A 21999-nucleotide genomic window follows, 5' to 3' on the forward strand; every position below is an offset into this window, starting at 1 on the left:
TTATGACGCAACCCTCACCCGATCTTCTCTTCAAGGCGCTCGCCGATCCCAGCCGGCGCGCGCTGTTCGAACGGCTTTGCCTGGACGGCGAGCAGACGGTCGGCGCGCTGACTGCGGGCGCGGGGATTTCGCAGCCCGCGGTGTCGAAGCATCTCGGCATCCTCAAGCAGGCGGGTCTCGTGCTCGATCGGCACGAGGGCCGTCAGACGCACTATAGCGCGCAGCAGCGCGCGCTCGCGCCGCTGGTCGACTGGACCGGGCGCATGAACCGCTTCTGGGAGGCGCGGTTCGACGATCTCGAAAATTTGCTCAAAAGGATGGATCAATGACCGATACCGACGTGCGCACCGTAACCGTCGAGCGCGAAATCCCGCACCCGCCCGAAAAGATCTGGCGCACGCTGACGACGCAGCATCTGATCGAGGAATGGCTGATGAAGAACGATTTCGGCCTCGGCCTCGACCTTGGCCATCGCTTCCAGCTGCGTGGAGATTGGGGGAATGTCGATTGCGAGATCCTCGAGGTCGAGCCGGAGCGCAGTCTCTCCTACTCATGGAATTATGCGCATGACGATCCGGCGTACCGGCTCGACAGCACGGTGACATTCACGCTCGAACCGACGCCCGCCGGAACGCTGCTGCGCATGGAACAGGTCGGTTTCCGTCCCGACCAGAAGCAGGCCTTTGGCGGCGCCAGGGGCGGCTGGAAGATCCACCTCGAAAATCTCGAGAAGGTCGTCGCGGGTCTCGACGCATAATCAAGCAGGGAGAATGTTATGAACTGGAGTCTGTGGATCCGGCAATTTCACCGCTGGGTATCGATCCTCTTCTCGGTGATCGTGCTCGCGATTTTCGTGATGCTCGGCGCGGGGCAGGAGCCCGCCCAGTGGGTCTATTACCTGCCGCTGCCGCCGCTCTTCCTGCTGATATTCTCGGGCCTCTACATGTTCTTCAGGCCCTATTTCAGAAAGCGCGGCGGCGTGGCGGGTTGAGCCCTCAGCTATAGGGGGGCGCATCCTCGAACTCGGCGAACCAGGGATAGTCGTTCGCGACGCTGACGGTGAAGTTCGCGGGGCGCTTTTCGAGGAAGCTCGACACGCCCTCGGCGGCATCGGCGCTGCGTCCGCGCGCGAAGATCGCGCGGCTGTCCCAGCGATGCGCGCTCATCGGGTGCGGCGCGCCGAGCATCCGCCACAGCATATGGCGGGTGAGCGCGACCGAGACCGGCGCGCTGTGATCGGTGAGCTCGCACGCCTTGGCGATCGCGGCATCGACCAGTTCGCCGGGGGCGTGGACCGACTGGACGAGGCCCTTTTCATGCGCTTCGGCAGCATCGATCAGCCGCCCCGAATAGCACCAGTCGACCGCATTCTGGATGCCGACGAGGCGCGGCAGGAACCAGCTCGACGCGGCCTCTGGCACGATCCCGCGCCGCGCGAAGACAAAACCGTAGCGCGCGGTCTCGCTCGCGAGCCGTGCGTCCATCGACAGCGTCATCGTCGCGCCGATGCCGACCGCGGCGCCGTTGATCGCCCCTAATACGGGCTTCTTGCAATCGAAGATGCGCATCGACACGCGCCCGCCCGAATCGCGGATCAGCGGGTGCGACCAGTCGATCGTGCCGTCTTCGGCCACCGGGCTCGCCGTCATGCCGTCGGGCAACAGCGCCGCCTTGTCGGTGCGCTTGTCATAATCGAAGGTCGCGGCGCCCTGGCCCAGGTCAGCGCCCGCGCAATAGGCGCGGTCGCCCGATCCGGTGAAGATCACCGCGCGCACGCCGTCGTCGGCATCACATTCGTCGAGCGCGGCGACGATCTCCAGCATCATCTCGGTGGTAAAGGCGTTCATCCGGTCGGGCCGGTGGAGCGTCAGCAGCGCGATGCCTTCATGCTTGTCGAGGCGAATCTGGTCGAAGCTCATCCATCTCTCTCCTTGGTTTTGGGGCAGCGTCGCAAGCGCGGCGGAGGAGTGCAAGCTCTACTTGACGTAAACGTAAGTCAGCGCGTGCGATGCCGGGGATGACGCGCCCGACCTTTGTCGCTATAGGCGCCCCATCGCCCCGGCGGCGCGCCTCCGTCTGAGTCGCTTTGCCGGGGTCATTCATTTGGTTCCGACAGAAAGTTTGCACGCCATGTCCCGTCGCCGCCAGATTTACGAAGGCAAAGCGAAGATCCTGTACGAGGGCCCCGAACCGGGCACGCTGATCCAGTATTTCAAGGATGATGCGACCGCGTTCAATGCCCAGAAAAAGGGCACAATCAGCGGCAAGGGCGTGCTCAACAACCGGATTTCGGAGCATGTCTTCACGCTGCTCGGCAATATCGGCGTGCCGCACCATTTTATCCGCCGCCTCAACATGCGCGAGCAGCTGATCCGCCAGGTCGAGATCGTGCCGATCGAAGTGATCGTGCGCAACGTCGCCGCGGGCACGCTGTCGAAGCGCCTCGGCATCGAGGAGGGGACGCAGCTTCCGCGCACCCTGATCGAATATTGCTACAAGGACGACGCGCTCGGCGATCCGCTCGTTGCCGAGGAGCATATCGCCTGCTTCAACTGGTGCAGCCAGGATGAGCTTCACGATATTCAGGACATGGCGATCCGCATCAACGACTTCATGAGCGGAATGTTCGCCGCGGTCGGCATCCGCCTCGTCGACTTCAAGCTCGAGTTCGGGCGTCTTTATGAAGGCGACTTCAGCCGCATCATCCTCGCCGACGAGATCAGCCCCGACGGCTGCCGCCTGTGGGACATGACGACGAACGAAAAACTCGACAAGGACCGCTTCCGCCGCGACCTCGGCGGCGAAGTCGAGGCCTATCAGGAAGTCGCGCGCCGGCTTGGTCTGCTTCCCGAGGGCGGCGAGAATGCGGTGCTCGACCTTGAGAGCCACCGAAAGAAAAAGGGCAGCTGAGCCCATATGCACTCCGGCGAAAGCCGGGGGCCAGCTAAGCGACAATGAACCCCGGCTTTCGCCGGGGTTCGCATATGCGCCTCAGATATTGATGCTCGTCGGGATCAGGCTTGGCTGCAGATAGGGATAAGGCTGCATCCGTTCGCTGTTGCGCTGGACGATCTCGGCCTCGACGCCCTGCAACGCCGCCTGGAACCACGCAAGCGGCCCTTCGGCCCCCGTCACGCGCGGGTCCTGAAACCACAAAGGATAGGGAAAGGCGTTGCTGCGGTAATCGCCGAGGGGGCGGTAGTGCACCGACCCCAGCAGCTCGAGCACGTTCAACTGTTCGAGCGCGAGCGCCATCGGCGGCATCATCGCGAGCCAGCCCGCCTTGTCATGCCCGCGCTGCCCGTTCGGCGCCGCCTGCCAGCCCGCGCCGGTGACCGCGGGAGCAAAGGCCATGATGTCCTTTTGCGGGAAATTGACCGCGGCATGCTGCGCGCTCGCGGTGAACATCACCATCGTGCAGATGTCGGCAAGCTGTGCGCGCGTCGTCACGGGTCCGAAGCCCTTGATCTTCGCTTCGCCCGCAAGGCATGCCGCCCACGCGCTAAGCTCGGTATCGGCGACGACGTCGGCGTCGTGCGCATAATAAAGGTCGACATATTGCCGCGCCCATTCGTGGATCGCGTCCCATACGAGCAGCGCATCGTCGCGATACGGATAGTCGGCGAGCGTCGAATCGATCCCGACCCCGCGTGCGGCGAAGTCGACGTGCGGCATCTTGCCATAAAAATCGAACGCCAGCCGCGCGTCGACCGCGGCAAGCTGGCTCGACGTGATCGTGCCCGCGAAAATATGGTCGATCGGGCCGCCCGCGGCGATGAGCGAGGTCGCCGCCTGTTCGTTGATGAACAAAGTCCCTTCGAAATGCGGGACGAGCAGCGCCCAGATCGGGTGCACTTCGGCGAGGTGGCGGTGCGTCGCGACGGCAAAAGCCTCGATCACCAGATGCGTGCGCGCGAGATGCGCGAACAGCTCGTGATAATTGCCGTCGGCGACCTGCACGACGAACTTCGCCATTTCCCATCCCCAGATCTTGTCGGCGACAGGCGAGGGTGTGAAGATCGGAGTGTCGGCCGGGTCCTGACCGCACTGGATCGCGACGGGCACGAGCGACGACCCACCCGGTGGCACCGCGAACAGCGCCATCGGCTGCCATATATATTTGGCGAGTGAGCCGTAGGTGCCGGGATCGAGCACTTCGAGCGGCTTGTAGTCGAGCATGAACAGGCGCCCGTCGGCGAGCGCGGCGGCGAGCGTGTCGCTATTGACGACGGCGGCATATTTGGCGGCGCTGAGCGGGAAATTGGCGGGCAGCGCATCGCCGACCGCGGTGATCAGCATGCAGTTCGGTCCCTGCACGCGCAGCCGCGCAAACTCGCTGTCGTCCTGAAACATATAGCTGACGCCCGGAACGGGCAGCGTGGCGAAGAGCGCGCGATACGCCTCGATGCTGCGCGGGGTTTTCCCGCCAAGCCCATCGGCGTCCTCGACCTTCATCAGCTCTTCGAGCCGGTCCTTGTAACCCTGAAGCAGCGCGACATGCGCGTCGCGCTCGGCGGCGGCGACGGCGTTTTCGACATCGCAGATCATCCGTTCGAAAATGTTGCCGCCGGTATGCACGCCATGTTCGGCCGCGATCTTTGTCGCCGAGGCTTCGATCGCGTCGCATTCGGCGAGCGCGGCTTCATATTTGGCGCGCGGGCTGTCGAGCTCACCCTTGTTGACGCCGCCGAGCTTCACCGTCAGCGCGTTGCGCACGATGCCCAGCCCGACGCCGATCAGGATCACGAACCAGGCGATCGTCGGCTCGTCATTCTTCGGCACGCTGGTCGCGAGCGGCACGCCGGGCAGGGTCGGGACGTCGGTCGTCCATGTGTAGACCGCCTGCGTCGCGGTCAGCTGCGCCGCGCGCGCGGCCTGCTGCGCGGGCGTGTCATCCTGCGGCAGCGTGGGATCGGCCGGCGGCATCGGCGCTGCCGGCGCGGGATTGGCTGCGGTCAGCTGCGGCGTCGGATAAGACATGGCGTGGCTCCTTTCGGGCGCGGGAATTACGGCCGCGCTTGTCCCCGAACATGGTTAATATTTCGCAAGCCATGCGCCCGCGCGGCGCTGTTAGGTAAGTGATAAGACAGGTTTTCATTCCTTAACCCCTGCTTTACTCGCGCTTGCTATCCCGCCGTTATGACGGGGGTCTATCACTGGCTGCGCAGGCGTTTCTTTCCGCCGATTCCGGACGCGATTCGGGACGACGTCGCCTTGCTGCGCGCCAATCGCGTCGAAACGCTGACCCCGATGCTTTTCCTGATGCTGGCGGCGACGACGCCGACCGCCATCTATGCCGGGGTGCAGACGGTCCACCCGATCGTTCGCATCGGTTTCCCGGTCACGCTCGCCCTCATCGGCGTGCTCGGCTTCGTCTTCCTGATCCACAATCGCGGCCGGCGGATGAGCCTGCGCCGCGCACGGCGGATGATCAAAGAATCGATGTGGCTGTCGGGGACGACGGGCGCGATGTGCAGCGCCTGGACGGTGATCAACTGGCTCGCCGCGCCGCCGTCGACGCATAGCTATTATGCGATGATCATGGCGATGGGTTCGCTCGCGACCGCCTATTGCCTGTCGTCGATCCGCCTTGCGACCTTCATCAACCTGCTGATCGGGCTGGTGCCGATCTCTTTCCTGATGCTGACGTCGGGCAACCCGCCCGAAATCGCCGCGGGCACGAGCCTCGTCGTCGCGACGATCTTCCTGCTGCGCATGATCCTGCAACAGCACGACCAGCTGATCGACCTGCTCCAGCTTCAGCATCAGATGCGCGACCTGGCGCACACCGATCCACTCACCGGCCTTGCCAATCGCCGCGAGTTCGACATGCGGCTCGACGAAGAGATTGCGAAGGGCGACGCGGCCAACCCGTTCGCGATCGCGCTGCTCGACCTCAACGGCTTCAAACCGATCAACGACCAGCACGGCCATGCGATCGGCGATGGCGTCTTGTGCGAACTCGCCGAACGCCTGCGCCGTGCGTGCGGCGATCATGCCGTGGTCGCGCGGCAGGGCGGCGACGAGTTCGCGATCCTCGTGCCCGCCGGTTCGATCCTGCTTAACACCTCGCTTGCCGACCATGTCCTCGCCGCGCTCGCCGCGCCCTACCGCATTGGCGGCCGCTCGATCGGCGTCGGCGCGGGCGTCGGCACCGCCAGCTGGCCCGAGCATGGCGACAGCGCGCGTAAATTGCTCGAGGTCGCCGACCGCGCGCTCTATGCGGCAAAAGCCGCGGACCGCGAGAAGACGTCGTCCGTCGAAAGCATCGGCCGGGTCGCGTAACACTGGCTTGACCGCCCGAAGGGCGGTGGCCACATCGGACGCATGACCAAATCCTTTGTCCGGCGCGCCTCGACCGCGCTGTCGCCCTTTGTCTTCCTCATCGCCAGCACCGTCCCGGCTTGGGCCAGGGAAACGCCCGCAACGGTTGCAGCGCCCGCGGCGGTCAATCCGCAGAGCGAAGCGGCCAAGGCGTGGAATTTCGCGGCGAGCGATGTCCCGGTCGATCCGAACATTGTCTTCGGCGTGCTGCCCAACGGGATGAAATATGCGCTGCTGAAAAACAGCACGCCCAAGGACAGCGTCGTGCTGCGCATGCGCTTTGCGGTCGGCAGCTTTGCCGAGGCGGACGACCAGCGCGGCCTCGCGCATTTCCTCGAACATATGGCGTTCAACGGATCGACCAATGTGCCCGAGGGCGAGATGATCAAGCTGCTCGAACGCAAGGGGCTGGCGTTCGGCGCCGACACCAACGCGTCGACCGGCTTTGATGAGACGGTCTACAAGCTCGACCTGCCCAACGCATCGGACGATCTGATCGACACCGGGCTGATGCTGATGCGCGAAACGGGGGGCAATCTCACCATCGATCCTGCCGCGGTCGACCGCGAGCGCGGGATCATCCTGTCCGAACGCCGCGCGCGCGACACCTATCAGCTGCGCAGCCTGATCGATCAGCTCGACTTCCAGATGAAGGGGATGAATGTCGCGAACCGCATCCCGGTCGGCACCGAGGAGGTGATCAGGACCGCCCCCGCATCGCGGCTCCGCGATCTCTACGACCGCTATTACCGTCCCGAACGCGCAACGCTGGTGATGGTCGGCGATTTCGACCCCGCGGCGGTTGAGGCGAAGATCAAGGCGCGCTTTGCGGACTGGAAGGGCGTCGGTCCCGCGGGCGCCGACCCCGAAATCGGCAACGTCGATTACAAGCGCGCCGCGGCGGCCGACGATTTCGTCGATCCGGCGATCCAGGATTCGGTGACGATCGCGAGCTTCAAGCAGTGGGTGGACGAGCCCGACACCAAGGCGAAACGCGCGCGCAAGCTCGCCGAGAATGTCGGCGAGGCGATCGTCAGCCGCCGGCTCGCCAAGATCGCGCTGAACGAGGATTCGCCGATCCTGACCGGCTATTTCAGCGATGCCGAAGGCTGGAAGAAATTCGACCAGATCACCGTCGGCGCGGTCGCCAAGGAAGGCGCGTGGAAGGAGGCGCTCGCGCTCGCCGAACAGGAGCAGCGCCGCGCCGTCGAACATGGCTTCACGCAAGCCGAGGTCGATGAACAGCTCGCGAACCGCCGCACCGCGCTCAGGAACGCCGTTGCCGGGGTGACGACGCGGCGCAGCGAAGGGCTTGCCGACGCGCTGATCTTGGCTGCCGATGGCGATTTCGTTCTCGTCCGGCCCGAAACCTCGCAGGCGTTGTTCGAGGCCACGGCGCCGTCGCTGACCGCCGCGGCGGTCACTGCGGCGTTCCAGAAGCGCATGGAAGGGTTCAGTGCCCCCCTCGCGCGCGTCACGGCGAAGAAGCCGATCGAGGGCGGCGCGGACGCGATCCTTGCCAGCTTGCGTGCCTCGACACAGGTCGCCGTTGCGGCGCCGGTTGAGGCCGCGAATGCCGTCTTCGCGTACGACAATTTCGGCACGCCCGGAAAAATCGTCAGCGACGAGCGTGTCGACGATCTCGGCATCCGCCGCATCCGCTTTGCCAACAACGTGATGCTCAACATCAAGACGACCGATTTCCAGAAGGACAAGGTCATGCTGTCGCTGCGCGTCGACGGCGGCAACCTGCTCGCGACGCGCGATGATCCGACCAGGGTGTCGCTCGCCGGTTCACTGATGTTGGGTGGCCTCGAGGCGCACAGCCTCGACGATCTGCGTTCGATCCTCGCGGGCAAGACGATCAGCCCGGTGTTCGGCACCTCCACCGACGCGTTTGGCGGATCGGCGCTGACCTCGCCCGAGGATTTCGCGCCGCAGGCCAAGCTGATGGCGGCATACCTCACGCACCCCGGCTATCGCCCTGACGGGCTTGCGCTGATCCGCCGTGTGCTGCCGCAGCAATATGCCGCGAACGATGCGACCCCGGCGGCGGTGCTCGGCCGCGACGTCGGCGGCATCCTCGCCAACAATGATCCGCGCTCGCAGACGCCGCCGCTTGAAAAGGTCATGGCGCTCGACTGGGCGCAGCTGAAGCCTGTCGTCGCCGACAGCTTTGCCCATGGCGCGATCGAGATCGGCGTCGTCGGCGATATCGGCGAACAGTCGGCGATCGATGCAATCGCGGCGACGTTCGGGGCGCTGCCTGAACGCCGCGCCGCTTTTGAACCGCGCATCGACGCGCGCATCCGCCAATTTGCGACCGACCGCAGCGAACGCACGCTGATCCACAAGGGGCCCGCCGAACAGGCGGAACTCCGCGTCTATTGGCCGGCGCGCGACGACAGCGACCTCGCCGAGGCGATGCAGCTCACCCTGCTGTCGCGCGCGATGCAGCTGATGCTGACCGAGGAGCTGCGCGAAAAGCTCGGCGAAAGCTACAGCCCCGGCGCCGCGGCTAGCCTGTCCGACGAATTCCCCGGCTATGGCCATCTCTTCGCCGCGAGCAATGTCGACTATAAGGATCTCGCGACCACGCGCGCGGCGATCTTCGCGATCGCGAAAGAACTGCGCGACAAGCCCGTCGACGCCGACCTGCTCGACCGCGCGCGGAGGCCGCTCGTCGAGGCGATGGTGAAATCGCGGCGTGAGAACAGCTATTGGCTGAACTATGTCGCCGAAGCCGCGAGCCACGCCGATCGCCTCGACCGCAGCCGCAAGGGGATCGGCGCGGTCGAGGCGGCGACGCCGGCCGAGTTGCAGGCGCTCGCGAAGCGCTACCTCGTCGACGACAAGGCGCTGGTGATCAAGGCGGTAAGCGACAAGGCGGGGAAGTAGCGGCGCAGTCCTTAGATCGTCATTGCGAGGAGCCGAAGGCGACGCGGCAATCCAGGAGCTGCGCAAGGTAGCTCTGGATTGCTTCGCTACGCTCGCAATGACGAGCTTAGGGTCTAAACCCGCCCCGGCGCGCGGGCACGAATGAAATTCTCGAGCGCCACGAACAGCATCTCGCGTGCGTCGCCGCCGAGCATCTCGGCGGTCAGCCAGTCGAAATGGACGCGGTCGCGGCGCGCGGCGGCGCCGACGATCGCGGCGAGCAACGCCTCGTCGAAGCTGACGCGCGGGCAGCAGGGCGGGGCGACGGCAAAGGGGTCGGGCCAGACATGGCCGATCGCCTCGACCACCAGCCGATAGCGCCGCGCCGCGAGGATATTGCCCCAGCGGCGTTCGAGTTCGGGCATCGGGTCGCGTTCGCTGCGACGGCAAAGAATGCAGTAACGAAGGGCCAGGACCGCCTGCGCCGCTTCGACCGGCAAATCGCGCACCAGCGGCTGCTCGGTCAATTGGCGGATCAGCTCGCTGCTTTGCATGAGGTTTTTCTCTCCCGGCCCGTGCGGTCCGTCCGTTCTCCTTTTCGAAAAAGATGCCGGCCGCTTTAAGCGCAGCTTTAAGTTGCAGCGGCCGGCAGGAGGGGACTGCCTCGCCTTGCTATTGAGAATTATTCGCAAATACAAGCAAAAAAAGAGGCGCCCGAAAGCGCCCCTGAAAACCGCGTTTTTGTCCCGTCTCGTCATTCCCGCGTTCGCGGGAATGACGAAGGTCCATGGCCTCAATCGTCGCCGACAGGCTTCGACTGGAGCTGGATATAATTTTCGATTCCCATGCGCTCGATCATCTCGAACTGCTTTTCGAGCTCGTCGACATGATGCTCTTCGCTTTCGAGGATGTCGGCGAACAGGTCGCGGCTGACATAGTCGCGCACGCTTTCCGAATGCGCGATCGCATCCTTGAGCAGCGGGATCGCCTCTTCTTCGAGCGCGAGGTCGGCCTTCAGGATCTCCTCGACCGTCTCACCCACGCGCAGCCGGCCGAGCATCTGGAAATTGGGGAGGCCGCCGAGGAAGAGGACGCGATCGGCCAGCTTGTCGGCATGCTTCATCTCGTCGATCGATTCTTCGCGCTCGAACGCGGCGAGCTTCGCGACGCCCCAATTGTCGAGCATGCGATAGTGCAGCCAGTACTGGTTGATCGCGGTCAGCTCGTTCTTGAGCGCCTCGTTTAGAAAATCGATGACCTTTTCGTCGCCCTTCATGGTGTTGTTCCTGTCATTTTTGTCTTGGAATGGAGTGGGCGCATTATACGCCCCCGAACCCCATCAGGCCAAGGTCAAAAATGGCGGAAAACCAAGAAAAATCAGGCGGTCGCGGCGACGTCGCTGATGATATTGCGAGCGAATGGCAGGCACTGTCCGCACTTGGGTTTGCGACCCAATTGCGCATAGGCGGCCTTGGCGCACCGCAATTGGCCATCGCGCGCGACATCGCGCAGCTGGCTTTCTCTTATTGCGTTGCAGACACAGACGACCATGTGCGAATCCTTCTCAACAAGGCTGATGTAGGGATAGTGCGAGCGATTCGCAACAGGAAAGATGCGACTGGTTCGCAATCCGAACAGCGGTATTTTTCGCCGCTCGCTTGGCCCGCCGCCCCTTGCCCCCAAAGTGATTCGCGGGCATAGGCGCGCCCATCTTCCCCGCCCGCCAAAAAGCAAAGGTCCGCCCCATGAAAGTGAATGTCTATGTGACGCTCAAGCCGGGGGTGCTCGATCCGCAGGGCAAGGCGATCCATCATGCACTCGAGGGCCTCGGCTTCGGCGGCGTCGCAGACGTCCGCGCCGGCCGTTTCATCGAGCTCGATGTCGCCGACGGTACGAGCGATGCCGACCTCGACGCGATGTGCGCCAAGCTGCTCGCCAACACGGTGATCGAAAACTACCGCATCGAACGTCCGTAAAGGGAGCGCACGCCATGAAGACCGCCGTCATCGTCTTTCCGGGCTCCAACTGCGATCGTGACATGGCGGTCGCGCTGGAACAGGTCACCGGCCGTGCGCCCGCGATGGTGTGGCACCGCGAGACCGAGCTGCCCGATGGCACCGACTTTATCGCGCTGCCCGGCGGCTTTTCCTATGGCGACTATCTGCGCTCGGGCGCGATGGCCGCGCGGTCGCCGATCCTGCGCAGCGTTGCCGATGCCGCGGCGCGCGGCGTGCCCGTGCTCGGCGTGTGTAACGGTTTCCAGGTGCTGACCGAGGCGCTGCTGCTGCCGGGCGCGCTGATGCGCAATGCCGGGCTCAACTTCGTCTGCCGCACCGTGCCGCTCAAGGTCGAGAACAGCCAGTCGCTGTTCACGGCGAGCTATGATGCGGGCGAAACGATCAACATCCCCGTTGCGCACCACGACGGCAATTATTTCGCCGACGCGGCGACGCTCGACCGCATCGAGGGCGAGGGGCGCGTCGCGTTCCGCTACGCCGATGCCGTCAACGGCTCGGCGCGCGACATCGCGGGCGTGCTCAACGATGCGGGCAATGTCCTGGGCATGATGCCGCATCCCGAACGCGCGATCGACCGCGCGCACGGCGGCACCGACGGGCTACGCCTGTTCGAGGCGGCGCTCGGCGTCCTCGCCTGATAGCTCTCCCGCGGCATCGCTCTCCGGCCTTGCCTCGGGATGCAGCCAGCGTCCGATCAGCAACAGGATCGTCGGCCAGAACATCGTGTTCCAGATGTCGTGCCAATGCGCGGCGTCGGGCTGGATCGCCGATCGTTGCGCTTCGAGCGACATGTCGAGCCATTCGCCGCCCGCCGCCATCGCCAGCACCGCGAGCCACGCGACCAGCCATCCTCCGCGCCAGCGCCACATAAGCCGCACCGCCACGAACAGCGCCAGCCCGAAATAGATATGAAGCGCATCCTTGCTGAGATCGGTCGAGGTGACGAGCCAGGTCTTGCGCTCGGTGAACAGCGCGGCGAATTCGATCAATGTCATGCCGTCAGACCTTGGCTCCAAAAGGGTTGAAGTCGGTGCCTTCGTCGAACACGTCGACACCTTCGCGCCGCTTCAACGCCCCCACCACCAGATAAGTTGCCGGGGTCAGCGCGGCTTCCCAGGCGACCTTCATCGCCCAGTTCGTGGTCAGAACGAGCAGCACCTGTTCGGTTTCCCAGATGCCGAGGAAGGCGATGGGATAGAAGATCAGGCTGTCGATGCCCTGTCCGACGACAGTCGACCCGATCGTGCGCATCCACAAGAAACGCCCGCCGGTCGCCAGCTTCATCCGCGCAAGGACATAGCTGTTCACGAATTCGCCGGCCCAGAAGGCCACCATCGAGGCGAGGACGATACGCCACGCGCTGCCGAACACGCTTTCATAACTCGCCTGACACACCGCGCCCGTCCCGCCCGCGTCGCCCGATTTGAGAGTCAGCGCGTCGGCGCCGCTGCACCACCAATCCTGTGCGGGCGGCATCGCGAGCACGATCCAGCTCATCACCGCCATGAACAGCAGCGCGCCGAACCCCGTCCAGATGACGCGGCGCGCGCGGGCGTAGCCATAGACTTCGGTCAGCACGTCGCCGATCACATAGCTGACCGGGAAGAACAGGATGCCGGCGCCAAAGGTGAACCCGCCGACCATCGACAATTTCGACGCACCGATGATGTTGCTGAGCAGCAGGACCGCGACGAATGCCGCCATCACCAGGTCATAATAGCGAAAATGCCGGATGCTCGCGGCGCTGACATGGGCGGGTTTAGCGGGCGGGGCATCGGAATCGATCATGGGCCGCTGCTTAACCCGCTTTGCAGCCTACGCAAACCGCGCTATTCGCCGCGCGACGCAAGCAGCGCTGCGCGCCCGTAGCTCAGCTGGATAGAGCACCCGCCTTCTAAGCGGGTGGTCGCAGGTTCGAATCCTGCCGGGCGCGCCAATTCCATTCGACGCCTCGAAGGCGCAGCAGAGAGCCCTGACCCTGAATGGGCGGTCGTAAAAATGCGAGCGGTGGCCGGCGGCATGCGCCGGCCACCGCTCGCTGCGGTACGGTTTCCGCTTCGTGCGCTCAGCGATCCGCCACTTTGCGATCGAGGAACGTGCGGATGAGCGGCGCCATCTCGTCGAGCTTGTCCTCAAGCGCGAAATGGCCCGTGTCGAGCAGGTGAAGCTCCGCGCTCGGCAGGTCACGCAGATAGGGGTGCGCACCCTCCACCGGAAAGATCACGTCATTCTTGCCCCACACGACCAGTGTCGGCGGTTTGTGCTCGCGGAAGAACGCCTGGAACTGCGGATAGAGCGGTACGTTGGTCCGATAGTCGTAGAACAGGTCGAGTTGGATATCCTTGTTGCCCGGCCGGTCCAGTCCCGCCTGATCGATCACCCAATTGTCGGGGCTGATCCGGCTTGGGTCCTTGACGCCATGCGTATATTGGAACTTGGTGGTGTCGAGCGTCAGGACGCCCGCAAGCGCCTTGCGGTGCTCGGCCGAACCGTCGCTCCAATAGGCTTTGATCGGGTTCCAGAATTCGCGCAGGCCTTCGGCATAGGCGTTGCCGTTCTGGACGATCAGGCCGCTAACCCGCTCGGGATGCTTCAGCGCGAGCCGGTAGCCGACGGGCGCGCCGTAATCCATCACGTACATGGCGTATTTCCGCGCGCCGACCTGGCCCATCAGCGCGTCGACGATGTCGGCATAGTGGGCGAAGGTATAGGCGAACTTCGCACGATCGGGCGCGTCGCTCTGGCCGAAGCCGGGATAGTCGGGGGCGATCACGCGATAGCGGTCGGCCAGTTGCGGAATGAGGTTCCGGAACATGTGCGATGACGTCGGGAAGCCATGGAGCAGCAGAACTACGGGGCCGTCGGCCGGACCGGCTTCGCGGTAGAATATCTTCACGCCGTCGATCGTCGCGCTGCGATGGTGAATGGTGATCGGCGCGGGGGCGGTGGTTCGCGCAGCGGCGGCGGTGACCTTTGTCGGCTCGGTGGGCGCGGCAATGGCGGTGCCGGACAGCGCGACGCTCGCGGCACTTGCAAGCAGCGCGGAAAGGACAAAATGCTTCATAATCCAAAACTCCTTGAACGACTGTCGATGGCCCAATGGCCTTCGTGCTCAAGAGATATTCTTTCCCATAAAGATTATAATTGGCGAAAGTTGGAATATTTTATTCCATTTATTGCAATAAATCCGCTCAGCTGGGACTCCGCTTGGAAGTGGCAGGTGGGCCATCCGCCAAAGACCGATGGATATGCGTCGTCCGCTATGCTCTAATCGGGTTGCGATGGCGCACAACAAACCCCGCTACCAGCCCTACAACAGTCCCGCCGGCGGCTGGGGCGCGGCGGCCGCGACCGCCAAGGTGCTGCTCGAACAAAGCGTCGTCACCAAGGGGTCGCGCGCGTTGCTGTCGATGAACCAACCGGGCGGCTTCAAATGCCCGAGCTGCGCTTTTCCCGACGCCAGCTGCACCAAGAAGCTGGAATTCTGCGAAAATGGCGCCAAGGCGCTCGCGCACGAGGCGACGAAGTTTCGCGTGACGCGCGAATTTTTCGCGCAGCACAGCGTGTCCGAGCTGATGGCACAGTCGGACTATTGGCTGGAGATGCAGGGGCGGCTGACCGAGCCGATGCGCTACGACGCTGCGACCGACCATTATGTGCCGGTGAGCTGGGACGATGCCTTCGCGCTGATCGGCGCGCACCTCCGCGCACTCGCCAGCCCGCACGAGGCCGAATTCTACACCTCGGGCCGCACCGCGAACGAGACGGCGTTCCTCTATTCGATCTTTGTGCGCGAGTTCGGCACGAACAATTTCCCCGACTGTTCGAACATGTGCCACGAACCGACGAGCCGCGGGCTGCCGCACTCGATCGGGGTCGGCAAGGGCACGGTGATCCTAGACGATTTCGAGCATGCCGAAGCGATCTTCCTGATCGGGCATAATGCCGGCACCAACGCGCCGCGGATGATGACGCCGCTGGTCGAAGCGCGTAAGCGGGGGGTGCCGATCGTCGCGGTCAACCCGATGCCCGAGCGCGCGCTGATCAAATTCACCGAGCCGCAGGACATCGTCCAGATGGCGACCTTCGGCTCGACCGAAGTCACCAGCGAATTCGTCCATATCCGGATCGGCGGCGACCTCGCGCTGCTCAAGGGCATGATGAAGGTCATGTTCGAACGCGAGGCGGCGGGCGAGGCCGTGCTCGACCACGACTTCATCGCCGAACATACGTCGGGCTTCGCCGCGCTGAAGGCAGATATCGAGGCGCAGAGCTGGCCCGACCTCGTTGCCGCGGCTGGCATCGGCGAGGCGCAGATCCGCCGCTGCGCCAAAATCTACATCCGCTCGAACGCGACGATCATCTGTTACGGCATGGGGGTGACCCAGCATCAGCAGGGGTCGCAGCTGGTCCAGCAGATCGCGAATATCCTGCTCCTCAAAGGCAATTACGGCAAGCCGGGGGCGGGCATCTCGCCGATCCGCGGCCATTCGAACGTGCAGGGCGACCGCACCGTCGGGATCGACGAGAAACCGGGCCAGGCCTATCTCGACAAGGTCCGCGACGTCTTCGGTTTCGAACCGCCGCGCGGGCACGGCCATCATAGCGTCGAGTCGGTCGAGGCGATGATGGCGGGCACCGCCAAGGTCTTCATCGGCCTCGGCGGCAATTTTGTCCGCGCGGTTCCCGACACCGACCGCGCCTATGCCGCGATGCGCCAGCTGCACCTGACCGTCGGCATCGCGACGAAGCTCAACCGCGGGCATCTGGTGCATGGCAAGGATGCGCTGATCCTGCCCGTCGTTGCACGCTCCGAGCGCATCGAAACCGCCGCCGGCGAACAGTTCGTCACGATCGAGGATTCGATGTCGAACGTTACCGCCTCGCGCGGCGTGCTCGATCCTGCGAGCGCCGATCTGATGCCCGAGACCGAGATCGTCTGCCGCATGGCGATGGCGACGCTCCCGCACAGCAAGGTCGATTGGCCGCGCTATATCGACGATTATGGCCTGATCCGCGACAAGATCGCCGAAGTCTATCCCGCGCTCTACGAGGGTTTTTCGGAGCGCATCAAGGCGCCGACGGGTTTTCACCTCGACATCCCGCCGCGCCGCCGCGCGTGGGCGACGCCGAACGGCAAGGCCAATTTTCTCATCCTGCCGGGGCTCGCGGTCAATGCGGCGGTCGACGATCCCGACATGCTGCGGCTGGCGACCGTTCGCTCGCACGACCAGTTCAACACGACGATCTATAGCTATAACGACCGCTATCGCGGCGTGTATAACGACCGGATGGTCCTGTTCCTGAACGCCGACGATATCGCCGCCCGCGGGCTGGAGGCGGGAATGAAGGTCGCGCTCGAAACGATCAGCGCCGACGGTATCGTGCGCCGCGTAGAGGGGCTGACGATCCTCGACTATCCGATGTCGCGTGGCTCGGTCGCGGGCTATTATCCCGAGCTCAACCCGCTGCTGCCGCTCGCCCACTACGACAAGACGAGCGGCTGCCCCGCGGCGAAGTCGATCCCGGTGCGCGTCGTCCGGGCCGCGGACTGACGCCGCCGGTGTCCGTCGGCAAGCATATCGCGCCCGTCCGTTTCCTGATCTTTCCGTTCGTGCTGGTCACGGCGATGGGGGCAGCGCTCGCATCGGACATCGATCCGCGCGCCGCGTTCCTGATCGGCTTCGACGTCGCCGCCTTTGTCTTTCTTTGCACCGTCGTGCCGCTCTTCCGCGCCGACGCCGATCAGATGCGTCGCCGCGCCGAATTTAATGACGCGAACCGCGTCGGGCTGCTCGCGATCACGGTGCTGCTGTCGCTCGTCATCCTGTTCGCGGTCGGCACGTTGATCGCCAGTCCCGGCAAGCTCGATCGCTGCGACGTCATACTGATCGTCGCGACCCTCGCGCTCGCATGGCTGTTCGCGAACATGGTGTTCACGCTCCACTATGCGCATCTCTATTATCTGCAAAAGGAGGGACGCGACCAGCGCGGGATCGAGGTTCCGGGGATGCACGAGCCCGGCTATTGGGACTTCCTCTATTTCGCCTTCACGCTCGGCATGACCTTTCAGACCTCGGATGTCACGATATCGGGCGCGCATATGCGGCGGGTCGTGCTCGGCCACTGCATGGCGGCGTTTGTCTTCAACATGGGGATTTTGGCGTTCACGGTGAACGCCATCGGCGGATCATAAACCCGTCAGGCGGTCGAGGTCGGCTGTGCTGTTGATGTTCGGTGGCACGAAGTCGCCGGAGACCGGCCGTGCGCCGATCCGGCGGGCATAGGCCCGGACGGCGAGGTCGTGTCCGTCCTCGAGAATGGTCCGCAGGTCATTGATCGAGGTAATCGGCCACAGGCCGATTACCGGCTGCGCCTCGAGGAAGGCCGGCGCCGGTTCGAGAAGCGCGCGAAGATCGTCGGGCAGGCGCACGCAATCGACCGGCGCCGTCAGCAGCTGATCGAAGCCATTGTCCGCCGCTTGGATAAGCGCACCCGCAATTCCGCCGAGTGGGCCCATGTCGGGGCGCGGCCAATCGGCGATTTCGTCCCTGCCGACGACGACCACCGCATCGCAATGCGGACGCAGCGCCGCCAGCGCATGGTCGAGCAGCGTCTGCCCGGCGAGCATCGCGAGCGCCTTGTCAGACCCAAAGCGGCTCGACCGCCCGCCCGCGAGCACGGCGCCGAGCGTCCTCACGCGATCATTCCGTGCGGATCGCTGACAACGAGCGCCGAATCCGCCCGCGCCAGCGTCACGAGCGTCAGCCCGGCCTGCGCGGCGCGTGTCGCAGCGAGGCTGGTCGGCGCCGAGATGGTGACGAGCATCGGGCAGCCCGCGCGCACCGTCTTTTCGACGAGCTCATAACTGCACCGCGCCGACAACAGGACAAAGCCGGTGGCGGGATCGATGCCCGCGCGCGCCAGGGCCCCGATCAGCTTGTCGAGCGCATTGTGCCGCCCCACGTCTTCGCGCACCAGCCGGATGGCACCCGCGGGCGAGCAGAAGGCAGCGGCATGGACCGCACCCGTGGCGCGGCCGAGCGGCTGTCGATCGGGCAGGGCCGCGAGCGCCGCCGCAATGGCGTTACGATCTGTACCGATGCGCGCGGTCACTGGCGGCAGCGGCCGCAGCACCTCTTCGATATTCTCGATCCCGCAGAGGCCGCAGCTGCTCTCGCTCACGCGCTTGCGCGCGCGTTCGAGCGCGATCGCGTTGCGTTCGGGGGGGAGCCAGATACGCAGCGCCCATCCGCCTTCGATGGGATGGGCGTCGACGCGCCGTATCTGCGCGGCCGCTTCGACCAGGCCTTCGCTTAGTGCAAAGCCCAGCGCATAATCTTCAAGGTCGGCGGGCGTCGCCATCATCACCGCATAGCCGATGCCGCCAACCTCGATCGAAACCGGCGCCTCGACCGGAACGCTGCGGGTGAGGGCGTCGTCGCCGGGCTCGTCAAGCCCCAGCCGCTGCACCGGAAGGTCGATCATCGCGTCATTCATCTTCGCATCGTAACGCATCTGCCTTGGCTTGTCTCAGCCGGCACGGCCGAGCCGCTCGGCGAGGAAGTCGACGAACACCCGCACCCGCGCCGGCGTGTTTGCGCCTCCCGCGAATACCGCGTGGATCGCCTCGACATCGCCCGGATTATAGTCCTCCAATATCGGGACGAGCGCGCCGCTCGCGATCTGGTCGGCGATGCTGAAGGCGCCGACGCGCGCAATGCCGACCCCGGCGGCGGCGAGCTGTCCCAGCGTCTCGCCATTGTTCGCCTCGATATTGCCTTGCACCGAAAGCGCGAATTCACGCTCGCCGTCGCGGAAGGGCCATGTCGGTTCGGCGCGGCGGAAATTGAAGTTCAGGCAATTATGGCCGTGCAGATCCTCGGGCACGCGCGGCGTGCCATGTGCTGCCAGATAGGCTGGCGAAGCGATGATGACGCGGCGGCTTTCGCCCAGCTTGCGCGCGGTGAGCGGGCTGTCGGCGAGCGGGCCGAAGCGGATGGCGACGTCGGCCTGGCCTGCCGCAATGTCGACCAACCGGTCGGCAAGGCTGATGTCGACGAGGATATGCGGATGCAGGCGGACGAAGTCGCCGAGCATAGGCACGATGGTCAGCCGCCCGTGCGCCTGCGCTGCGCTGACGCGGAGCCGCCCGCGCGGCGCGCCCTGATCGGCGATCGCCTGTTCGGCGTCGCCGAGGTCGGCAAGGATGCGCCGCGCCGCGCGCAGATAGGCTTCGCCCTCGGCGGTCAGTGCCAGCGCGCGCGTCGAGCGCAGGAGCAGCCGCACGCCGAGCCGCGCCTCGATCCGGTCGATCGTGCGGCTCACCGCCGATGGCGTGAGCCCGAGACAGCGGCCGGCGGCCGAAAAACTGCCCTCGGCGATCGTCGCGGCGAACACTTCCATCGATCGCGCGCGGTCGCCGCCGCTATCTATCTTTGCGTTCATTTCAAAAATCCTTCGCCTGTGCTGACGCTACCCGGGTAAGGATGTCGTGTCCATCTATGCGTTCAACGCAATCGAAAGGGTGGATTATGGAATATCGCCAACTGGGATCATCGGGGCTTCGCGTCCCCGCCTTGAGCTTCGGTACCGGGACCTTCGGCGGTCAAGGCCCGCTGTTCAGCGCCTGGGGTACCAGCGACGCCGCCGAGGCGCGGCGCCTGATCGACATCAGCCTCGATGCCGGGGTCACGCTGTTCGACACGGCCGACGTCTATTCGAACGGCGCGTCCGAAGAGATATTGGGCGAAGCGATCAAGGGGCGCCGCGATGCGGTGCTCATCTCGACCAAGACCGGGCTGCCGATGGGCGACGGGCCGCAGGATTGGGGCGCCTCGCGCGGCCGGCTGATTCGCGCGATTGAGGATGCACTGCGGCGGCTCGGCACCGACCATATCGACCTGCTCCAGCTCCACGCGTTCGACGCCTCGACCCCGGTCGACGAACTGATGGGCACGCTGGACATGTTGATCGCCGCGGGCAAGCTGCGGTACGCGGGCGTCTCCAACTATCCGGGCTGGCAATTGATGAAGGCGCAGGCGGTCGCCGACCGCCTCGGCACCCCGCGCTTCGTCGCGCACCAGGTCTATTATTCGCTGATCGGGCGCGCCTATGAGGCCGATCTGATGCCGCTTGCCGCCGATCAGGGAGTCGGTGCGCTGGTGTGGAGCCCGCTCGGCTGGGGCCGCCTGACCGGCAAGATCGGGCGCGACCGCCCGATTCCCGCGGGCAGCCGCCTGCACGAAACCGAACAATTCGCGCCGCCCGTCGACGAAGACTTGCTCTACCGCGTGATCGACGCGCTCGAAGCCGTCGCCGCCGAAACCGGCAAGACGGTGCCGCAGATCGCGATCAACTGGCTGCTCCGGCGCCCAACCGTCTCGTCGGTGATCATCGGCGCGCGCAACGAGGAACAGCTGCACCAGAATCTCGGTGCGGTCGGCTGGGCGCTCACCGCCGAACAGGTGGCCGCGCTCGACGCCGCGAGCGACGTGCTGCCGTCCTATCCGCACACCCCCTATCGGCAGCAGGCAGGGTTCGCCCGCCTGAACCCGCCACTCGTCTGATCGGAAGAACCGACATGAAAATCAACTTTCCCCTCCTTGCGCTCGCGACCGGTGCCTTTGGCATCGGCATCACCGAATTCGCGCCGATGGGCCTCTTGCCCGATATGGCCGAGGGGCTGGGGGTCTCGATCCCCGCCGCCGGGCTGCTCGTCTCGGCCTATGCGCTCGGCGTGCTGATCGGTGCGCCATTGATGACGCTCACCACCGCAAGGATGAACCGGCGCACCCTGCTGATCGGCCTGATGGCGATCTTCACGCTCGGCAATTTCCTGTCGGCGATCGCGGGCGACTACACGACGCTGATGGTTGCGCGCGTGATCACGTCGCTCAACCATGGCGCCTTTTTCGGCGTCGGCTCGGTCGTCGCGGCGAGCCTCGTCGCGCCCGAAAAGCGCGCGAGCGCGGTCGCGGCGATGTTCATGGGACTGACGCTCGCCAATGTCATCGGCGTGCCGCTCGCGCCGTGGATCGGCGAGACCTTCGGCTGGCGCACCGCGTTCGGCGCGATTGCGATCTGGGGCCTGATCACGATGGCCGCGCTCCGTTTCGCACTCCCCGATATCCCGCGTGCCGAGGGCGGCAACATGCTCGCGGAGCTGGGTGTATTGAAGCGCCGCGAGGTGCTCGTCGCGCTCGCGCTCACCGCGATCGGTTCGGCCGCGATGTTCACCGTCTTCACCTATATCGCGCCGATCCTGACCGAAGCGACGGGGGCAGGGACCTTGTTCGTCACCGCGATGCTGGTGATCTACGGGCTCGGGTTGACCATCGGCAACTGGCTCGGCGGTATCTTCGCCGATCGTTCGATCGACCGCACCTTGATCGTCTCGCTCGCCGGGCTTGCGGCGATGCTAATCCTGTTTGCTGTCACAATGTATTCGCCGATCGCGGCGGCGGTCACGATCTTCCTGTGGGGCGTCGCGACCTTCGCCATCGTCCCGCCGCTCCAGATGCGCGTTATGGAGGCGGCCTCCGATGCGCCCAACCTCGCCTCGGCGGTCAATATCGGCGCGTTCAACCTCGGCAATGCGATCGGTGCCGCGGTCGGGGGCGGGGTAATCGGCCTCGGCCTTGGCTTTCCGGCGGTGTCGATCGCCGGCGCCGCGATGGCGGTCGCCGGGCTAGCAATCGTGCTCGCGTCACGGCAACGCGCTGCCCCGGCGCTCGCGCAGGCCTGACGATTGCCATTTCGGCGGCAGAGCCTATGCCAT

General features: G+C 65.1%; 23 protein-coding genes and 1 tRNA gene. 13 read left to right on the top strand and 11 right to left on the bottom strand.

The genetic code is table 11. From position 1 onward, the window contains the following. The first annotated feature begins 2 nt into the window (after positions 1 to 2). The 3 genes from V8J55_RS09280 to V8J55_RS09290 are packed head-to-tail and all read left to right on the top strand — an operon-like array spanning position 3 to position 991. Complete coding sequence (locus tag V8J55_RS09280; protein WP_037513915.1) at positions 3 to 329, top strand: ArsR/SmtB family transcription factor; 327 nt, start codon at positions 3 to 5, stop codon at positions 327 to 329. Beyond that, positions 326 to 757: an SRPBCC family protein gene (locus V8J55_RS09285; RefSeq protein ID WP_336445335.1), complete on the top strand. Its 432-nt coding sequence runs from the start codon at positions 326 to 328 to the stop codon at positions 755 to 757. The genes V8J55_RS09280 and V8J55_RS09285 overlap by 4 nt, the downstream gene beginning before the upstream one ends. 18 nt (positions 758 to 775) lie before the next feature. Beyond that, complete coding sequence (locus tag V8J55_RS09290) at positions 776 to 991, top strand: hypothetical protein (RefSeq protein ID WP_336445336.1); 216 nt, start codon at positions 776 to 778, stop codon at positions 989 to 991. A 4-nt stretch (positions 992 to 995) separates the two neighbouring features. Here V8J55_RS09290 and V8J55_RS09295 read toward each other — a convergent pair whose 3' ends face one another. After that, entirely contained in the window at positions 996 to 1919 is a 924-nt protein-coding gene (locus tag V8J55_RS09295; RefSeq protein WP_336445337.1) for a crotonase/enoyl-CoA hydratase family protein, read from the bottom strand. Positions 1920 to 2130: 211 nt separating this feature from the next. Here V8J55_RS09295 and purC point away from each other — a divergent pair, with 211 nt between their 5' ends. Next, a complete protein-coding gene (purC, locus tag V8J55_RS09300; protein ID WP_037513919.1) occupies positions 2131 to 2910 on the top strand; it encodes a phosphoribosylaminoimidazolesuccinocarboxamide synthase in 780 nt (259 codons plus the stop codon). An 81-nt stretch (positions 2911 to 2991) separates the two neighbouring features. Here the strand turns inward: purC and V8J55_RS09305 are convergent, their stop codons facing one another. Beyond that, on the bottom strand, positions 2992 to 4980 hold the full coding sequence (locus V8J55_RS09305; protein ID WP_336445338.1) for a lipoxygenase family protein: 1989 nt from the start codon (positions 4978 to 4980) through the stop codon (positions 2992 to 2994). Between the two features lie 159 nt (positions 4981 to 5139). Between V8J55_RS09305 and V8J55_RS09310 the strand changes: the two genes are divergently transcribed. Next, a complete protein-coding gene (locus tag V8J55_RS09310) occupies positions 5140 to 6285 on the top strand; it encodes a GGDEF domain-containing protein (protein WP_336445339.1) in 1146 nt (381 codons plus the stop codon). 42 nt (positions 6286 to 6327) lie between these two features. Continuing rightward, on the top strand, positions 6328 to 9222 hold the full coding sequence (locus tag V8J55_RS09315) for a M16 family metallopeptidase (RefSeq protein ID WP_336445340.1): 2895 nt from the start codon (positions 6328 to 6330) through the stop codon (positions 9220 to 9222). Between the two features lie 113 nt (positions 9223 to 9335). Here the strand turns inward: V8J55_RS09315 and V8J55_RS09320 are convergent, their stop codons facing one another. The 3 genes from V8J55_RS09320 to V8J55_RS09330 all read right to left on the bottom strand — a co-directional run bounded on the left by V8J55_RS09320 (position 9336) and on the right by V8J55_RS09330 (position 10752). Continuing rightward, entirely contained in the window at positions 9336 to 9755 is a 420-nt protein-coding gene (locus V8J55_RS09320) for an addiction module antidote protein (protein WP_336445341.1), read from the bottom strand. 239 nt (positions 9756 to 9994) lie between these two features. Beyond that, entirely contained in the window at positions 9995 to 10477 is a 483-nt protein-coding gene (gene bfr / locus V8J55_RS09325) for a bacterioferritin (protein WP_037513972.1), read from the bottom strand. Between the two features lie 101 nt (positions 10478 to 10578). Then, complete coding sequence (locus tag V8J55_RS09330; RefSeq protein WP_037513974.1) at positions 10579 to 10752, bottom strand: (2Fe-2S)-binding protein; 174 nt, start codon at positions 10750 to 10752, stop codon at positions 10579 to 10581. Between the two features lie 194 nt (positions 10753 to 10946). Between V8J55_RS09330 and purS the strand changes: the two genes are divergently transcribed. Both purS and purQ read left to right on the top strand, forming a co-directional pair. Beyond that, positions 10947 to 11177: a phosphoribosylformylglycinamidine synthase subunit PurS gene (gene purS, locus V8J55_RS09335; protein ID WP_037513977.1), complete on the top strand. Its 231-nt coding sequence runs from the start codon at positions 10947 to 10949 to the stop codon at positions 11175 to 11177. A 14-nt stretch (positions 11178 to 11191) separates the two neighbouring features. After that, positions 11192 to 11857, top strand: a complete 666-nt coding sequence (gene purQ, locus V8J55_RS09340; protein ID WP_336445342.1) for a phosphoribosylformylglycinamidine synthase subunit PurQ — start codon at positions 11192 to 11194, stop codon at positions 11855 to 11857. Here purQ and V8J55_RS09345 read toward each other — a convergent pair. Continuing rightward, the gene (locus V8J55_RS09345; RefSeq protein ID WP_336445343.1) at positions 11819 to 12214 is read right to left on the bottom strand and encodes a hypothetical protein; all 396 of its coding nucleotides are present in this window, start codon (positions 12212 to 12214) and stop codon (positions 11819 to 11821) included. The two genes, purQ and V8J55_RS09345, sit on opposite strands and share 39 nt — an antisense overlap. 4 nt (positions 12215 to 12218) lie before the next feature. Then, entirely contained in the window at positions 12219 to 13007 is a 789-nt protein-coding gene (locus V8J55_RS09350; protein WP_336445344.1) for a queuosine precursor transporter, read from the bottom strand. Positions 13008 to 13078: 71 nt separating this feature from the next. Between V8J55_RS09350 and V8J55_RS09355 the strand changes: the two genes are divergently transcribed. Next, a tRNA-Arg gene (locus V8J55_RS09355) sits at positions 13079 to 13155 on the top strand. A 129-nt stretch (positions 13156 to 13284) separates the two neighbouring features. Here V8J55_RS09355 and V8J55_RS09360 read toward each other — a convergent pair. Beyond that, positions 13285 to 14283 (bottom strand): alpha/beta fold hydrolase, encoded by a 999-nt coding sequence (locus V8J55_RS09360; RefSeq protein ID WP_443030796.1) that lies wholly within the window; start codon positions 14281 to 14283, stop codon positions 13285 to 13287. Between the two features lie 217 nt (positions 14284 to 14500). Between V8J55_RS09360 and V8J55_RS09365 the strand changes: the two genes are divergently transcribed. Next, positions 14501 to 16774 carry an FdhF/YdeP family oxidoreductase gene (locus V8J55_RS09365; RefSeq protein WP_336445345.1) on the top strand — a complete coding sequence of 758 codons (2274 nt, stop codon included), beginning with the start codon at positions 14501 to 14503 and terminating at the stop codon, positions 16772 to 16774. Positions 16775 to 16782: 8 nt separating this feature from the next. Further along, positions 16783 to 17415 (top strand): DUF1345 domain-containing protein, encoded by a 633-nt coding sequence (locus tag V8J55_RS09370; RefSeq protein WP_336445346.1) that lies wholly within the window; start codon positions 16783 to 16785, stop codon positions 17413 to 17415. On the opposite strand, the gene mobA is transcribed toward V8J55_RS09370, so the two are convergent. The 3 genes from mobA to V8J55_RS09385 are packed head-to-tail and all read right to left on the bottom strand — an operon-like array spanning position 17410 to position 19667. Beyond that, positions 17410 to 17919, bottom strand: a complete 510-nt coding sequence (gene mobA, locus V8J55_RS09375; RefSeq protein ID WP_336445347.1) for a molybdenum cofactor guanylyltransferase — start codon at positions 17917 to 17919, stop codon at positions 17410 to 17412. The two genes, V8J55_RS09370 and mobA, sit on opposite strands and share 6 nt — an antisense overlap. Further along, on the bottom strand, positions 17916 to 18737 hold the full coding sequence (fdhD, locus tag V8J55_RS09380; protein WP_443030797.1) for a formate dehydrogenase accessory sulfurtransferase FdhD: 822 nt from the start codon (positions 18735 to 18737) through the stop codon (positions 17916 to 17918). The genes mobA and fdhD overlap by 4 nt, the downstream gene beginning before the upstream one ends. A 15-nt stretch (positions 18738 to 18752) precedes the next feature. Continuing rightward, positions 18753 to 19667, bottom strand: a complete 915-nt coding sequence (locus V8J55_RS09385; protein WP_336445348.1) for a LysR family transcriptional regulator — start codon at positions 19665 to 19667, stop codon at positions 18753 to 18755. Positions 19668 to 19753: 86 nt separating this feature from the next. Here V8J55_RS09385 and V8J55_RS09390 point away from each other — a divergent pair, with 86 nt between their 5' ends. Both V8J55_RS09390 and V8J55_RS09395 read left to right on the top strand, forming a co-directional pair. Continuing rightward, entirely contained in the window at positions 19754 to 20788 is a 1035-nt protein-coding gene (locus V8J55_RS09390; protein ID WP_336445349.1) for an aldo/keto reductase, read from the top strand. A gap of 14 nt (positions 20789 to 20802) precedes the next feature. After that, positions 20803 to 21966, top strand: a complete 1164-nt coding sequence (locus tag V8J55_RS09395; protein ID WP_336445350.1) for an MFS transporter — start codon at positions 20803 to 20805, stop codon at positions 21964 to 21966. Positions 21967 to 21999: the final 33 nt, after the last annotated feature.

Source organism: Sphingopyxis sp. CCNWLW2 (assembly GCF_037095755.1).
GTDB lineage: Bacteria > Pseudomonadota > Alphaproteobacteria > Sphingomonadales > Sphingomonadaceae > Sphingopyxis.

What these genes read in the sequence shown, in the direction of transcription:
- V8J55_RS09320 (WP_336445341.1), bottom strand. Translation starts at nt 9,755, where the DNA reads ATGCAAAGCAGCGAGCTGATCCGCCAATTGACCGAGCAGCCGCTGGTG.
- V8J55_RS09360 (WP_443030796.1), bottom strand. Translation starts at nt 14,283, where the DNA reads ATGAAGCATTTTGTCCTTTCCGCGCTGCTTGCAAGTGCCGCGAGCGTC.
- V8J55_RS09365 (WP_336445345.1), top strand. Translation starts at nt 14,501, where the DNA reads ATGGCGCACAACAAACCCCGCTACCAGCCCTACAACAGTCCCGCCGGC.
- purC (WP_037513919.1), top strand. Translation starts at nt 2,131, where the DNA reads ATGTCCCGTCGCCGCCAGATTTACGAAGGCAAAGCGAAGATCCTGTAC.
- fdhD (WP_443030797.1), bottom strand. Translation starts at nt 18,737, where the DNA reads ATGCGTTACGATGCGAAGATGAATGACGCGATGATCGACCTTCCGGTG.
- V8J55_RS09310 (WP_336445339.1), top strand. Translation starts at nt 5,140, where the DNA reads ATGACGGGGGTCTATCACTGGCTGCGCAGGCGTTTCTTTCCGCCGATT.
- V8J55_RS09290 (WP_336445336.1), top strand. Translation starts at nt 776, where the DNA reads ATGAACTGGAGTCTGTGGATCCGGCAATTTCACCGCTGGGTATCGATC.
- V8J55_RS09350 (WP_336445344.1), bottom strand. Translation starts at nt 13,007, where the DNA reads ATGATCGATTCCGATGCCCCGCCCGCTAAACCCGCCCATGTCAGCGCC.
- V8J55_RS09330 (WP_037513974.1), bottom strand. Translation starts at nt 10,752, where the DNA reads ATGGTCGTCTGTGTCTGCAACGCAATAAGAGAAAGCCAGCTGCGCGAT.
- V8J55_RS09285 (WP_336445335.1), top strand. Translation starts at nt 326, where the DNA reads ATGACCGATACCGACGTGCGCACCGTAACCGTCGAGCGCGAAATCCCG.
- V8J55_RS09315 (WP_336445340.1), top strand. Translation starts at nt 6,328, where the DNA reads ATGACCAAATCCTTTGTCCGGCGCGCCTCGACCGCGCTGTCGCCCTTT.
- V8J55_RS09395 (WP_336445350.1), top strand. Translation starts at nt 20,803, where the DNA reads ATGAAAATCAACTTTCCCCTCCTTGCGCTCGCGACCGGTGCCTTTGGC.
- V8J55_RS09280 (WP_037513915.1), top strand. Translation starts at nt 3, where the DNA reads ATGACGCAACCCTCACCCGATCTTCTCTTCAAGGCGCTCGCCGATCCC.
- purQ (WP_336445342.1), top strand. Translation starts at nt 11,192, where the DNA reads ATGAAGACCGCCGTCATCGTCTTTCCGGGCTCCAACTGCGATCGTGAC.
- V8J55_RS09345 (WP_336445343.1), bottom strand. Translation starts at nt 12,214, where the DNA reads ATGACATTGATCGAATTCGCCGCGCTGTTCACCGAGCGCAAGACCTGG.
- purS (WP_037513977.1), top strand. Translation starts at nt 10,947, where the DNA reads ATGAAAGTGAATGTCTATGTGACGCTCAAGCCGGGGGTGCTCGATCCG.
- V8J55_RS09390 (WP_336445349.1), top strand. Translation starts at nt 19,754, where the DNA reads ATGGAATATCGCCAACTGGGATCATCGGGGCTTCGCGTCCCCGCCTTG.
- V8J55_RS09385 (WP_336445348.1), bottom strand. Translation starts at nt 19,667, where the DNA reads ATGAACGCAAAGATAGATAGCGGCGGCGACCGCGCGCGATCGATGGAA.
- bfr (WP_037513972.1), bottom strand. Translation starts at nt 10,477, where the DNA reads ATGAAGGGCGACGAAAAGGTCATCGATTTTCTAAACGAGGCGCTCAAG.
- V8J55_RS09305 (WP_336445338.1), bottom strand. Translation starts at nt 4,980, where the DNA reads ATGTCTTATCCGACGCCGCAGCTGACCGCAGCCAATCCCGCGCCGGCA.
- V8J55_RS09295 (WP_336445337.1), bottom strand. Translation starts at nt 1,919, where the DNA reads ATGAGCTTCGACCAGATTCGCCTCGACAAGCATGAAGGCATCGCGCTG.